This window comes from Xanthomonas sp. CFBP 8151, from assembly GCF_011761885.1.
Lineage (GTDB): Bacteria > Pseudomonadota > Gammaproteobacteria > Xanthomonadales > Xanthomonadaceae > Xanthomonas > Xanthomonas arboricola_B.
Window position 1 is genome coordinate 1,285,960 of the sequence record NZ_JAASQZ010000002.1, and the last position, 14,678, is coordinate 1,300,637.

Annotated in this window: 9 protein-coding genes; 6 read left to right on the forward strand and 3 right to left on the reverse strand. The window is 66.9% G+C overall.

The features are described 5' to 3' along the window. Positions 1 to 52: 52 nt before the first annotated feature. Entirely contained in the window at positions 53 to 397 is a 345-nt protein-coding gene (locus tag FHT08_RS13505; protein ID WP_104606221.1) for a hypothetical protein, read from the forward strand. Between the two features lie 87 nt (positions 398 to 484). On the opposite strand, the gene FHT08_RS13510 is transcribed toward FHT08_RS13505, so the two are convergent. Together FHT08_RS13510 and FHT08_RS13515 are read right to left on the reverse strand one after the other, a co-directional pair. After that, positions 485 to 1,900, reverse strand: coding sequence for an ATP-binding protein (locus FHT08_RS13510; RefSeq protein WP_166775355.1), 1,416 nt, complete (start codon positions 1,898 to 1,900; stop codon positions 485 to 487). Then, positions 1,897 to 2,562 (reverse strand): response regulator transcription factor, encoded by a 666-nt coding sequence (locus tag FHT08_RS13515; RefSeq protein ID WP_104598999.1) that lies wholly within the window; start codon positions 2,560 to 2,562, stop codon positions 1,897 to 1,899. Before FHT08_RS13515 ends, FHT08_RS13510 begins: the two co-directional genes overlap by 4 nt. 1,097 nt (positions 2,563 to 3,659) lie before the next feature. On the opposite strand from FHT08_RS13515, the gene FHT08_RS13525 reads away from it, so the two are divergent. Beyond that, positions 3,660 to 4,583, forward strand: coding sequence for a VacJ family lipoprotein (locus FHT08_RS13525; protein WP_166775356.1), 924 nt, complete (start codon positions 3,660 to 3,662; stop codon positions 4,581 to 4,583). A gap of 150 nt (positions 4,584 to 4,733) precedes the next feature. On the opposite strand, the gene FHT08_RS13530 is transcribed toward FHT08_RS13525, so the two are convergent. Continuing rightward, positions 4,734 to 6,035, reverse strand: coding sequence for a DNA topoisomerase IB (locus tag FHT08_RS13530; protein ID WP_343204154.1), 1,302 nt, complete (start codon positions 6,033 to 6,035; stop codon positions 4,734 to 4,736). A 57-nt stretch (positions 6,036 to 6,092) separates the two neighbouring features. Between FHT08_RS13530 and FHT08_RS13535 the strand changes: the two genes are divergently transcribed. The 4 genes from FHT08_RS13535 to FHT08_RS13550 all read left to right on the forward strand — a co-directional run bounded on the left by FHT08_RS13535 (position 6,093) and on the right by FHT08_RS13550 (position 14,506). Beyond that, positions 6,093 to 6,473 carry an I78 family peptidase inhibitor gene (locus tag FHT08_RS13535; protein WP_104536621.1) on the forward strand — a complete coding sequence of 127 codons (381 nt, stop codon included), beginning with the start codon at positions 6,093 to 6,095 and terminating at the stop codon, positions 6,471 to 6,473. Between the two features lie 202 nt (positions 6,474 to 6,675). Then, a complete protein-coding gene (gltB, locus tag FHT08_RS13540; protein WP_166775358.1) occupies positions 6,676 to 11,148 on the forward strand; it encodes a glutamate synthase large subunit in 4,473 nt (1,490 codons plus the stop codon). Positions 11,149 to 11,271: 123 nt separating this feature from the next. Beyond that, a complete protein-coding gene (locus tag FHT08_RS13545) occupies positions 11,272 to 12,753 on the forward strand; it encodes an FAD-dependent oxidoreductase (protein ID WP_166775359.1) in 1,482 nt (493 codons plus the stop codon). A gap of 664 nt (positions 12,754 to 13,417) precedes the next feature. Beyond that, a complete protein-coding gene (locus tag FHT08_RS13550) occupies positions 13,418 to 14,506 on the forward strand; it encodes an acyltransferase (RefSeq protein ID WP_104536618.1) in 1,089 nt (362 codons plus the stop codon). Positions 14,507 to 14,678 lie beyond the last annotated feature (172 nt).

A 14,678-nucleotide genomic window follows, 5' to 3' on the forward strand; every position in this document is an offset into this window, starting at 1 on the left:
CGCCAACAACGCTTTCTTCACGCTTGCGCCATTCTTCCGCTGGAGATCCCCGATGATCCGCACCCTCGCCCCGCTCGCTGCCGTGTTATTGCTCTCGGCCTGTGCCTCCAACCAGGTCGTGCAGGTACAGCCCATCGACGGAGTCATCTCCGGCCAGTGCCATATCGACAAGGTGCGCGGCGCGGTCGGCCTGGCCGCGGCGGCGCAGACCATCGAACGTGCGCGCGTGGACAGCGACAGCCTGCAGGTCAGCGTGCGCCGCGGCGAACGCGCCACCGGCGGCACCACCGCCAGCGGCCTGGCCGACCCGGCTCAGGGCGCCAGCGAAAGCGGTGGCGATCACCTCACCGTCGAGACCGGCCCGAACAACAACATCACCGCGATCTACTGCGGCTGAGCGGGCCGCTGGCACCGGCGCATCCGCGTCGCTGTACGTAGCACGGCGACGCGCAGCGGGCACGCGTGCGCATCCGGCGCGTTGACCTCAGAGCCCGCGTGTATCGCCGGCGATTCCCGGAAACACGATGCGCACGCTGAAACCCCTCCCGCTCAGGCCAGGCCCGGTTTCGATGCTTGCCTGGTGCAGGTCCACGATACCGGCGACCAGTGACAGTCCGATGCCACTGCCGCGCACCGGCGTGCCGGCTACGCGGTGGAAGCGGACGAAAATGGCATCGCGCTCGGACTCGGGCACGCCCGGGCCGTCGTCGGCAACCTGCAGATACACCCTTGGTTGATCCTGACTGGTGTGCGCACTGTGGCTTTTGCCCGTCGCATCGGCCACATAGCCGCAACTGATCAGGATATTGCCGCCCTCGGCGGTGTAACGCAGCGAGTTGTCGACCAGATTGCGCAGCAGGATGCCGATCTCGTCCACGTTGCAGACGATGACGCAGCGGTGGATATCCAGATACAGCGCGCGCGCATTCTGGCTGGCGTGCACCTCGAATTCCTGCGCGACGTGGTGTACCAGCACGCTGAGTTCGGTGACGGCATGCGTCGGCGCGGTGCTGCCTGCGTTGAGGCGTGCCAGATCCAGCAGTTGCTCGGACAGCCGGGTGCTGCGTTTTGCCACGCGCAGCAACTTCGACAACGCGCGGTTCTTGCTATCCACGTCCTCGGCCGCCAGCGCGATCTCGGCCTGTGCCTGCAGGGCCGACAACGGCGTGCGCAACTCGTGTGCGGCATCGCCGATGAAACGGCGTTCGCCGTCGATGGCCGCATCCAGCCGCTCCAGCATATGGTTGAACGAAGCCACCAACACATGGATTTCGCGCGGCAGTTTCGACAGCGGCAACGGGGTGAGATCGAACTGGTTGCGGTGCCGCAAGGCGATTCCCAGCGCTCTGACCGGCTGCAACGACCGCCGCACCACAAACCACATCACCACGCCCGCCACGATCACCAACAGGCTGGCCAATGCCAGCGCATGCCAGGCGGCGTGCCGCATGTCCGCATCGACCACGCTCTGCGGGTTGCCGACCTGCACGCTGACCCGCCCGGTCTTGTCGGTGATGGCGTACACGCGCCATTGCACGCCGTTGACGATGGTGCTGGCCGCACCATCGGTGAAGGACGGTTGCAGCGCCGAATCCGGCGCGCCCGGGGTCCGCGCCACCATCCTGGAGCGGTCGATCCAGACTTGAAACACCAGCTCTTCGCGCTCGCTGGTGAAGGTGTCCGGCAATTGCAGGCCTGGGCCGGCCCTGCGCTCGAACTTGCTCCTGGCCGGAATGGTGATCAGCATCTGCGTGGCGATGGCCTCGAGCTTTTCATCCCAGGTGCTCTGCAGGTTGAGCTGCAGCCAACTGAGCACGATGGCGATGACCACCACCCAGCACACCGCGATCACGCTGACGATCACCATGAACAACTGCGCGGTGATCGACCGAGGTCTCATGCGCTCGGCTGCCCCACCACATAGCCCAGGCCGTGCACGGTTCTGATCAGGTCCTCGCCGAGCTTGCGGCGCAGTTGATGGATGAACACCGCAATGGTGTTGCTTTCCAGCTCGCTGGAGGGTCCGTAGACCAGATCCTGCAGGCGATCGCGCGTGAGCACGTGGCCGGGCCGCTCGATCAGCGCCAGCAGCGTGCGGTACTCGTGCGCGCTCAGCACCACATCAACGCCGCCCCTGCTCACCGCGCGGCGGCTGCGGTCGACCTTGACCTCGCCGAAGGTGAAGACCGGCACCACACTGCCCTGGCTGCGCCGGATCACCGACCGCACCCGCGCCCACAACTCGTCGAACTGGAACGGCTTGACCAGATAGTCGTCGGCGCCCGCGTCCAGGCCGACGATGCGCTCGCTCAGCTGCCCGCGTGCGGTGAGTATCAGCACCGGCGTGGCATCGCAGCGCGCACGCATGCCGCGCAACACCGACAGCCCGGATTCGCCGGGGAGCCCCAGATCCAGCAGCACCGCCGCATACGAATGCGCGACCAGCACCCCGTTGGCGGCACCGGCATCGACGACATGGTCCACCTCCCAGCCACCCTGCTGCGCACCATCGCAGATGGTTTCGGCCAGCATGACATCGTCTTCGACAAGGAGCAGCTTCATTCGGTGCCAATCGGTAGGCAAACGTGGGTGCACAGCATCGCGGAGCGGGTTTAATTCTGCGTTAAGAACGGCTAACAACACGATCTCGAAGCGGTACCCCGCATCGATGGAGCGTGCGTTGATGCCGTGGTCTGCGGCCTGGGCTTGTTGAATATGCCGGCGCACCAGGTGGCTGCGATCTTGCGTGGTGCCTTCATGCATTCGAAGCCCGGCGGTCGGCTGTATCTGTTTACCTACGGATTCAAGTGCTCGGTTCCGGCCCGGATTCTCAACGCGCTCGATCTGGAGGCCATCAGGATCGGGCGCACGTATCGAAACGTTCCGCCTGCGACGACCTATCGCATCCAATGTCGCACCTATGCACGGTAGAACACGATGCAGACCAACGAGCCGCTCGCGCTTGTCGTGAGCTGCGGCCTTCCGGGCGTGCCGGCCATCTCCTGCATCCAGATATGAACGCCTGACGCAGTCGTATCGACGCAACGATTGCGGGGTCACCCTGACCGGCGGTGCGATTCCGGTCGCACGCGTCCATCTGGCGTTGCCGGCAGGCGTCATCCAGGTACGGTTCTGGACGTTGCTGCTGGCGTAATCGCTGGGCACTGCAGGCTACAACCGGGTGTTGGCAAACCCTGCGCGACGCCGGTTCGTGAACCTATCCCTACCGAGCAGGGCAAATCAAAAAACTCTTAAAACCTCGCTGGCGCGTCATCCATAGCATCGCCTTCAGCAACCAACCGCCACCGCACAACCGCCTGCCGGGCGATGTCGCGGAAGCGCCCGTACTGCTTCAGCCATTCCCTGTTCCATGTCATTGGACCGCACCATGCCTACCCACCGTTCCGTCATACCGCCACGGCAACCGGTTCCCGCCGGCAATCGCCAGATGTGGCACGACTTGCCGGATCTGCAACAGCATCATTTCCAACGTCGGCGCCTGAACCAGCTGCGCTGGATGGCGAGCATTGCCTGCGCGGGAGTGACGGCGTTGTGGTGCGGCCCACTGCTGTGGTCGTGGCTGCGCCACGTCACTGCATAGCGCAACGCGCATACGTGGTTGCCCCCCCATGCCTCACCCAACTTTGAAGGATCCCACGATGACGACTCCCCGTTACCTTGTTGCGGCTGCCACCGTGCTATTGCTGTCGGCCTGCGCGAGCGGACCTGCCACCACACACGCACCGGCGCCTGGCGTGATCGGTCCGCCGATCGGATCGACGCTGGTCGCGCCGCCACTGCCGCAAGCCACGCTTGATCCACCCGAGCAACAGCAGGGCGCCGGCGATGCTCCGGCGCAGGAAGACGCTGGCAGCACCCAGCCGGCGTTACCGCAGGCCGCGCACGCCACAGCGACGACGCCACCGTCGGTAGACGCCAGCTCACGCGCGGAGCAGGACGCGCAGGCGCTCTATGGCACCAGCCCGGTGCGCGATCCGTGGGAGACCTATAACCGCAAGATCCACGGCTTCAACCGCGGTGCCGACAAGGTGCTGTTCCGTCCCGTTGCGGTGGCTTACGACAAGATCGCCCCCAGACCGGTCAAGACCGGTGTCAGGAACATGTTCGCCAACCTCGGCCAGCCGGGCACGGCGGTCAGCCAACTCCTGCAGGGTCGCCCGGTCAAGGCGACGCAGTCGCTGGGACGCTTCGTGGTCAACAGCACCGTTGGCGTGGCCGGGCTGTTCGATCCGGCCACCCGCTTCGGCATGCCCAAATACAACGAGGATGTGGGGCAGGTCTTTGCCACCTGGGGCTGGCGCAACTCGCGCTATCTGGTGATGCCGATCCTGGGGCCGGGCAGCGTGCGCGACACCGTTGGTCGCTTCGGCGACCAGCAGCTGACACCGATCAGCTACCTGGACAATGCACGGCTCGTCAATTCGCTGATGGGCCTGCAGCTGGCAGATGGACGCGCGCGGATGTTGCCGATGGATGCGGCACGCCGCGATGCCGTGGACGACTACACGTTCGTGCGCGACGCCTGGGCACAACGGCGCCAGAAGCAACTCGCAGACGATTGATCGCTGCCGGCACCTCGCGTGAACGACCGAGCAGCACGCGCGGTCAGTGATCCGACACTGCAATCAGAGGCTACGAGCCGACGTTTGCGTGGCGCACACAGGCTGCAACTGCCGATCACCCCGCCCTGGAGATCTCCGCCGATTACGGCCTCACGCAGGCCTGGCACGGCGCAGGCTCGGCCCGGCCGCCTTGCGCGGTTTGCTGCTGGTCTTGCGTGGCTTGCTGCGCGAGTCGGTCAGAAAGCGTAGCGTCGCTGCCTCCCATTGGCGCTCGCCACGCACGCCGGTGGCCATGGCCTGCAACTGACCGGCGCGCCAGCCTTCGAACACGCACGGGTCGATATACGCCTTGCGACATACCGAGGGCGTATTGCCCAGCGCATCGGCCACTTCGCGGATGACATCGTTCTGCACCTGGGTCAGCGCGCGTTCGCTGATGCGCTCTGGCAGCGGCAAGCGTGCCAGACGTTGCAATGCCGCCAGCGTGCCGCCCCAGGTGCGGAAGTCCTTGGCGGTGAAATCCTCGCCCATCGCCTCGCGCAGGTAGTCGTTGACCTCGCCCGAATCCACCGGCTGCAGCTGGCCGTCGTCGTCGCGATACTGAAACAACGATTGTCCCGGCAATTGCTGGCATTGCCGGATCAGTTTGACCAGCTGCTTGTCGTCCACTTCGATCTCGTGATCCTGGCCGCTCTTGCCGCGGAACTTCAGCCGCGCACGTCCGCCGCGCAGGAACTCCATGTGCCGGTTGCGCAACGTGGTCAGCCCATAGGAACGGTTGCTGCGCGCATATTCGGCATTGCCCACACGTACCAGGGTGTCGGCCAGCAACGCCACCACGATCGCCAACACCTTCTCGCGCGGAAATCCCGGCAGGACCAGATCGCGGCGCAGGCGTCGCCGCAGTTTCGGCAACGCGGTGCCGAAGGCAATCACCCGTTCGAACTTGCCCTCGCCACGCACCTGCGCCCAGTCGGCGTGGTAGCGGTACTGCTTGCGCCTGCGCGCATCGCGGCCGGTGGCCTGCAGATGGCCATTGGGCTTGGCGCAGATCCACACCTCGGTATACGCCGGCGGAATGGCCAGCGCGCGGATGCGTTGCAAGGTGTCGGCATCGGCCACGCGTTGCCCGTCCGCGCTGCGGTAACTGAAGCTCTTGCCGGCCTTGCGGCGGCTGATGCCGGGCTGCTGATCGTTGACGTAAGTCAGCCCGGCCGCGCGCGCGGTGGCCTTTGCCTGTGCGACTGCGGCCACGCTCGCCACCGCGGCCGTGGCGGCCACCGCGCCGGCGGCAACGGTGACCAGCTTGCCGGCGGCGCCGACACCGTCTGCAGCATTGCGAAGAACACGTTTGGCTTTCATTGCGCGCCGATTGAAGGACAGGCGTCGATTGTTGAGCCAGGCAGGACTAGGCTGCGTCAACGCTACGCCAACGCCATGTGGGCAAGCGATGCCCGCGAGCGGTTTTGTGCTTATGCTTGGGCTTCCCCAACTGTGCTGGAGCTATCGATGCGCGCTGTCCTGCCTACCGTCCACCTGGCCTGTACCCTGGTCGTGCTGGCGGCATTGACTGCCTGCGGCTCGCCGCAACCGGACGAGCAGGAAGCCGTCTCCACCAAGGCCCAGCAAGCCGCCGAACAAGCGGCCGCACCAGCGCCGGCCGCCGCACCCGAAGCGCCGCCGATCGGCAGCTGCGATGCCACCCAGGTGCAATCGCTGGTGGGCCAGGCGCTGACCGATGCGGTGAGCGAACAGGCCCGCAACGATGCCGGCGCCAAATCTGTACGCGTGCTCAAACCCGGTCAGATGACCACGATGGAGTTCAATGGCGAGCGGCTCAATCTGGAAGTGGATGCCAAGAACGTGATCGCCTCCGTGCGTTGCGGCTGAGCACACGTTGGCGCCTGTTGGCGAACCGGCGCCGAGCCAGCTGGCACAAGGCCTTGCGGCCACCCTCGTTGCAGCTGTAACGGTGTATTGCGGCACCGCATCAACTGTGGTCTAGTCGATCATCCGGTGACCTCTTCGAAACGCTCCACGGATCGAGCGCTGCAACGTCGTCGCCGCTCTCCCAGATCGCAAAGAGGCAGACATGGCCCCCCGCACTCGCCAAGGGCTCAACGACAACGGTCTCTACAACAGCGCGCGCGACGAGCGCGACGCCTGTGGTTTCGGCATGGTCGCCCAGTTGGACGACCAACCTTCCCGCTCGCTGGTGGACACCGCGATTGCGGCGCTCTCGCGCATGACCCACCGCGGCGGCGTGGCGGCCGACGGGCTCACCGGGGATGGCTGCGGTCTGCTGATCCGCAAACCCGACGCGTTCCTGCGCGGGCTGGCGCGCGATGCCGGCATTCCCCTGGGCACGCGCTACGCGGCCGGTGTGGTGTTCCTGCCGCTGGACGAGGCCGATGCCGCACGTTGTCGCACCGAACTGGAAACCCAGTTGCATGGCGCCGGCGTGCAGTTCCGCGGCTGGCGCGTGGTACCCACCGACGACAGCGTCTGCGGCCAGCTGGCACGCGCCACCTTGCCGCGCATCGAACAGGTATTCGTCGATGCCGGCGCCGAACAGAGCGAAGACGGCTTCACCCTGGCGCTGTTCCTGGCGCGCCGCCGCGCCGAGCAGGCACTGCGCGAAGTGGAGAACTTCTACGTCACCACGCTCTCGCCCAACGGCATCAGCTACAAGGGCATGGTGCTGCCGGACAAGCTGAGCACGTTCTACCCGGACCTGCAGCGCAGCGACCTGTCCTCCAGCGCGATTGTCTTTCACCAGCGGTTTTCCACCAACACGCTGCCACGCTGGCCGCTGGCGCATCCGTTTCGGCTGCTCGCCCATAACGGCGAGATCAACACCATCGAAGGCAACCGCCGCTGGGCGCAGGCGCGCAGCAAGGTGTGGCAGACCCCGCGCTTCGATATCGCGCAGTTCGACCCGGTGATCTCCATGCACGGCTCGGACTCGCAGAGCCTGGACAACATGCTGGAGTTGCTGATCGCCGGTGGCATGGACCTGCTGCAGGCGCTGCGCATCCTGGTGCCGCCGGCGACCCAGTCGCTGGAGTTCAAGGACGCCGACCTGGCCGCCTTCTATGAGTTCTACGGCCTCAACACCGAGCCGTGGGATGGCCCGGCCGGCATCGTCGCCTGCGACGGCCGCTACGCCGCCTGCATGCTCGACCGCAACGGCCTGCGCCCGGCGCGCTGGATGCTGACCTCCGACCGCCATTTCCTGGTGGCCTCCGAGGCCGGCGTGTGGGAACTGCCGGCCGAGCGCATCACCCGCAAGGGCAAGCTGGGCCCGGGCGAGATGATGGCGATCGATCTCAAGCGCGGCGATCTGCTGGACTCGGACGCCATCGACCGCATCAACCGCGCGCGCGCGCCGTACAAGCAATGGCTGCAGCAGGGCGTGACCTATCTGCAGACCGAGCTGATCGACCCCTCGCTGGTGGAGGAACCCTTCAGCGAGCAGACCCTGCGCAGCTACCACAAGCTGTTCCAGCTCAGCACCGAGGAAGTGGAGCAGATCCTGCGCCCGCTGGCCGAGACCGAGCAGGAAGCCACCGGCTCAATGGGCGACGACACCCCGATGGCGGTGCTCAGCCGCCAGACCCGGCCGCTGTACGACTATTTCCGCCAGGCCTTCGCGCAGGTCACCAATCCCCCGATCGACCCACTGCGCGAAGGCATCGCGATGTCGCTCACCACCCAGCTCGGCAAGGAGACCAACATCTTCCATGCCGGCGCCGAGACGGTGAACCACGTCATCCTCAACTCGCCGGTGCTCAGCCAGCGCAAGCTGCGCCAGCTGCTGAAGATGGAGCAGTACGTCGAGCGCAACCGGCTGATCGACCTGTCCTACAGCGTGGAGGAAGGCCTCAAGGCCGGCCTGGAACGGATCTGCCAGGAAGTGGAAGCGGCCGCGCGCGCTGGCGCCGTCATGCTGCTGCTGTCAGACCGTTACCCGGTGCCGGACCGGCCGATGGCGCATGCGCTGCTGGCCACCGGCGCGGTGCACCACCACCTGTGCAAGGTGGGCCTGCGCTGCGACGTCAACCTGATCATCGAAACCGGCACCGCGCGCGATGCGCACCACATGGCCTGCCTGCTCGGCTTCGGCGCCACCGCGGTGTACCCGTATCTGGCCTACCAGACGCTGTTCGACCTGGGCCGGCGCGGCATCCTGCAGCTGAGCAAGGGCGGCGAGCAGTCGCAGATCGGCCGCCGCTACCGCAAGGGCATCTACAAGGGCCTGTCCAAGATCATCTCCAAGATGGGCATCTGCACCATCGCCAGTTATCGCGGCGCGCAGTTGTTCGAGATCGTCGGGCTGGACCCGGACGTGGTGGAGCTGTGCTTTGCCGAGACGCCCGCGCGCATCGGCGGCGTGGGCCTGGCGCGGCTGGACACCGAGGCGCGCGAGCTCACCGCGCGCGCCTGGAACGACCAGCTCAAGCCGGAGGTGGGCGGCCTGCTCAAGTACGTGCACGGCGGCGAGTACCACATGTACAACCCCGATGTGGTCATGACGCTGCAGCGCGCCACCCGCACCGGCGATGCCGGCGACTGGCAGAAGTACGTCGACGCGGTGCATTCGCGCCCGGCCTCCACGCTGCGCGATCTGGTCCAGCTCAAGCGTGCCGACACCCCGACCCCGCTGGACGAGGTGGCGCCGGCCGAAGACGTGTTGCGCCGCTTCGACACCGCCGCGATCAGCCTGGGCGCGCTGTCGCCCGAAGCGCACGAAGCGCTGGCCATCGCCATGAACCGCCTGGGCGGACGCAGCAATTCCGGCGAAGGCGGCGAAGATCCGGCCCGCTATGGCACCGAGAAGCGCTCCAAGATCAAGCAGGTGGCCTCCGGCCGCTTCGGCGTGACCCCGGAGTACCTGGTCAACGCCGAGGTGCTGCAGATCAAGGTCGCCCAGGGCGCCAAGCCCGGCGAAGGCGGTCAGCTGCCCGGGCACAAGGTCAACGAGCTGATCGCGCGGTTGCGCTACGCCAAGCCCGGCATCGGCCTGATCAGCCCGCCACCGCACCACGACATCTATTCGATCGAGGATCTGGCCCAGCTGATCTACGACCTCAAGCAGGTCAATCCGACCGCACTGGTGTCGGTGAAGCTGGTCGCGCACGCCGGCGTCGGCACGATTGCCGCCGGCGTGGTCAAGGCCGGCGCGGACCTGATCACCGTGTCCGGCCACGACGGCGGCACCGGGGCCAGCCCGGTCAGCTCGATCCGCTATGCCGGCGTGCCGTGGGAACTGGGCGTGGCCGAGTCGCACCAGGCGCTGGTGGCCAACGACCTGCGCGATCGCACCATCCTGCAGACCGATGGCGGGCTGAAGACCGGTCTGGACGTGGTCAAGGCCGCGTTGCTGGGCGCCGACAGCTTCGGCTTCGGCACCGCGCCGATGATCGTGCTGGGCTGCAAGTACCTGCGCATCTGCCACCTCAACAACTGCGCCACCGGCGTGGCCACCCAGGACGAACGCCTGCGTGCGGGCTATTTCACCGGCCTGCCGGAGCGCGTGGAGCATTTCTTCCGCCTGCTGGCCGAAGAGGTGCGCCAGTGGCTGTCCTACCTGGGCGTGCGCTCGCTGGACGACATCGTCGGCCGCACCGACCTGCTCCAACAGCTGGAGGTCTCGCCGCGTGCCGGGGTCAAGGTCGACCTGTCGCGCCTGCTGACGCATGCGCGCTACGACGGCAGCCACTGCGCCGCCCAGCGCCTGTACGAATCGCCCGACAGCCTGGCCACGCAGATGGACGGCCTGCTCGCCGATGCGATCGCCAACAAACGCGGCGGCGACCATCGCTTCCTGATCCACAACACCGACCGCTCGATCGGCGCGCGCCTGTCCGGCGCCATCGCGCGCGTGCACGGCAACCACGGCATGAGCGATGCACCGCTCAACCTGCGCTTCCGCGGCAGCGCCGGGCAGAGCTTCGGCGCGTTCAACGCCGGTGGCCTGCAGCTGGAGCTGGAAGGCGAGGCCAACGATTACGTCGGCAAGGGCATGGCTGGCGGCCGGCTGGTGGTGCGCCCGCCGCGCGGCGCGCGCTTCGAGGCCCGCAGCACGCCGATCGTGGGCAACACCTGCCTGTACGGCGCCACCGGCGGCGAGCTGTTCGCGGCCGGGCGCGCCGGCGAGCGCTTTGCGGTGCGCAACTCCGGCGCGCTGGCGGTGGTGGAAGGCGCCGGCGACCACTGCTGCGAGTACATGACCGACGGGGTGGTGCTGGTGCTGGGCAAGGTGGGCCTGAACTTCGGCGCCGGCTTCACCGGCGGGCTGGCTTACGTGCTGGATATCGAACGCGACTTCGTGGACCGCTACAACCATGAGCTGATCGACATCCACCGCGTCTCCGCCGAGGGCTTCGAGAACCATCGCCAGCACCTGCACACCCTGATCAGCCGCCACCGCGAGCTGACCGGCAGCATCTGGGCGCAGCAGATCCTGGACGAGTTCCGCGACTACATCGGCAAGTTCTGGCTGGTCAAACCCAAGGCGGCCAGCATCGAGTCGCTGACCGAGTCGCTCAGGCGTGCCGCCTGAGTGACGGGATTGGGGAAACGGGAATCGGGAATGGTGAAAACCTGGTTCGTCGATTCTCGCTTCCCTCGCAGAGCCGCCGTTGCGATTCCCCATTCCCCATTCCCCATTCCCGATTCCCGCCCTATGAGCCGCAAGCAAGCCTTCCAATTCCTCGACCTGCCCCGGACCATGCCCACGCGCATTCCGGTGGAGCTGCGTACGTCCGGTGACTGGGGCGAGTTGTACGGCAAATTCGACAAGGCCGACGCGCAGTACCAGTCCGGCCGTTGCCTGGACTGCGGCAACCCGTACTGCAGCTGGAAATGCCCGGTACACAACGCGATCCCGCAGTGGCTGCAGCTGGTGCAGGAAAACCGCATCGAAGAAGCCGCCGCGCTGTGCCATTCCACCAATCCGCTGCCGGAAGTATGCGGGCGGGTGTGTCCGCAGGACCGCCTGTGCGAGGGCAGCTGCACGCTGGAGGAATTCGGCGCGGTCACCATCGGCGCGGTGGAAAAATACATCGTCGATACCGCCTTCAAGATGGGCTGGCGCCCGGACCTGGGTAACGTGCAGCCGAGCGGCTGGCGGGTGGCGGTGATCGGCGCCGGCCCGGCCGGCCTGTCCTGCGCGGACCGGTTGGTGCGTGCAGGCATCGAGACGGTGGTCTACGACCGCTACGAGCAGATCGGCGGCCTGCTGCAGTTCGGCATTCCCAGCTTCAAGCTGGACAAGTCGGTGATCGGCAAGCGCCGCGAGATCCTCGAAGGCATGGGCGTGCAGTTCCGCCTGGGCGTGGAGATCGGCAAGGACGTCAGCATCGAGCAGTTGCTGGGCGAGTTCGATGCGGTGTTCCTGGGCACCGGTGCCTACCGCTACACCGATGGCGGGCTGCCCGGGCAGGACCTGAAGAACGTGCTGCCGGCGCTGCCGTTCCTGGTGCAGAACAGCCGCATCGTCAGCGGCAACGACCCGCACGGCCGGCCGATCGCCGGCTGGGAAGACCAGATGGCGCTGCCCGATCTCAACGGCAAGCGCGTTGTGGTGCTGGGCGGCGGCGACACCGGCATGGACTGCGTGCGCAGCGCGATCCGCCTGGGCGCGGCCAAGGTCACCTGCGCGTACCGGCGCGACGAGGCCAGCATGCCGGGCTCGGCACGCGAGGTCGCCAACGCGCGCGAGGAAGGCGTGCGCTTCTTGTTCAACCGTCAGCCGCTGTCGATCGAATCCGGCGCCGACGACGAGGCGATCGGCGTGACCGTGATGGAAACCCGGCTCGGCGAACCCGATGCCAGCGGGCGTCGCAACGCGGTACCGGTGGAAGGTAGCGAATCGCTGCTGGAAGCGGACGTGGTGATCATCGCGTTCGGCTTCTCGCCGACCCTGCCCGACTGGCTGGCATCGCAGGGCGTGGAAGCCGGCAGCAACGGCCGCATCGTCGCACCGGCCGACGATAACGGCCGCCTGCCCTACCAGACCAGCAACCCACGCCTGTTCGCCGGTGGCGACTGCGTACGCGGCGCCGACCTGGTAGTCACCGCCGTGGCCGAAGGCCGCGATGCAGCCGGCAGTATCGTGCAGCTGCTCGGCGTCAAGGCGCAGGTCAAGGAACCGGCCGCGGCCTGAGTGCGGACCAGCGCGTGGGCTCGGGCCCACCGCTGGCTGCGTCCTCGCGTGCGCGCAATCCGCACGCTGCATGGGCGACCAGGCCGCATGACGCTGCCCGATGCGGCGCATCCACCGCGCGGAAAACGCCCGCGCGGGCGACGAAGAACCCTCGCCTGGCTCAAGTCCCTGGGCTCTACCTGCCTGCCACGCAGGCCAGACGCCTTCCGGTGCGAAGGCAACATCGCAGCCGCAGGTCGTGTCTTATCCGACCCGGAACGCGCGCCGAGACACGCAAGCTTGCGCCGCGACCGACACCGCGCCGAGCATGCACTGCGCCTGACAACGTCAGCAAACACAAGCGCCTATCCGCCATGCGAGCCCGCTGTACGCACGCTCGAGCCTGCAATCGGCATGCAGGCAGGGCTGCATCGATCTGCAGCCTCAACGATTGCACCTGTCTGCAAAGTGTGATTTAAGTCACATATCGACTGTCGCTGTCTAACGCGATCCCCCGCATCACCACCGATGCGCAGGACGCCCTGCGCCGAACCGAACGTACTCGGCAGCGATGGAAGTCGGTCCGTCCCGGGTGCGCGCAACGCCGCGGACTCCCTAGACCTCATTCACCTGTCGCCGCGCCACGCGGCGGCGAAGCCGTGGGCCTTACCAAGGAAGCAACCTCATGACACAGCAACTCACTACCGGCCAACACGGTCGCGACGACTGGGTGGACTGGCTCCGCGGTGCCAGCGTGTTGATGGTGATCGTGCTGCATGCCTATGGCTTCGCCTTCGATGCCTATCCGGAACTGCGCGGCGGCGCCGCTGAAGAAAGCAGCGCACTGATGCTGTCGATCGAACGCCTCAATCGCTCGCTGGCGCCGCTGCGCATGCAACTGATGTTCCTGCTCTCGGGCCTGTTCGTGGCGCGCGGGCTGGACAAGGGCATCGCGCCCTACCTCGGCGGCAAGCTGCGGCATGTGCTGTATCCCTACCTGCTCTGGTCGGTGCTGATCTTCGCCCTGCGCGAGGCAGGCTCGGTGCTGGCCAAGGCCGAGCCGATCGCCTGGCTGGATCTGGGCAAGATCGCGGTCGGCAACGTGGCGCTGACCTGGTTCCTGTTCTACCTGTTCGTGTTTCTGGTGCTGATGCCGTTGCTGCGCCGGCTGCCGGCGCCGTTGGTCCTGGCCGCCACCGTGCTGGGCTCGGTCTGCCTGGGTCCGCTGCTGCGTCAGGGCGCCGATCCGTTCTATTACTTTGCGTTCTTCTACCTCGGCACGCTGCTGGCCGGCCGGGTGCCGGCGCTGCTACGGCAGGCGCCGCGCTGGATGTGGCCGCTGTCGTGCCTGAGCCTGTGCGCCATCGTGCTGATCGCCAATCTCACCACGCTGCACAGCATCTGGATCGGCTACCTGCCGCTGGTGCTGATCGCGCTGCCACTGCTGATCGCCGTGGCGACGTGGGCAAACCGGCAGCCGGCCGCGCAGGCGGTCCGCTATGTGGGCCGCAATTCGGTGGTGTTCTATCTGAGCCACTTTCCGCCGTTCATCGTGCTGGCCTACCTGCTGCCGCGCTGGATCGATGAGGGGACGGTACTGTTCTTCGCCTTGTTGGGCATCGGCGTGCTGGTGCCGGCCGTGCTGTGCCTGCTGCGCGCACCGGGCCGCCTGCCCGCACTGAACCTGCTGTTCTCCGCACCGATGCCTGTGCGTCGCCCGCGCAGTACATTGCCTGTGGTCGGCAAGCTGCACGCCTCCCCGGTGTCCGCGTAGCGGGCCATCCATGCAGGCCGTGCCGCTCCGCTGCTGATCCGATTTACACGACTGACGTCGTGCAGTAACACCACCATGCACTGCCGTTCGAAAACCCAGGCGATGCATTCCCTGCGGCATCGCCTGGGCCGACCGCAGTACAGGCGATCGGCCTGCAGCCCTGTGGCAGGGC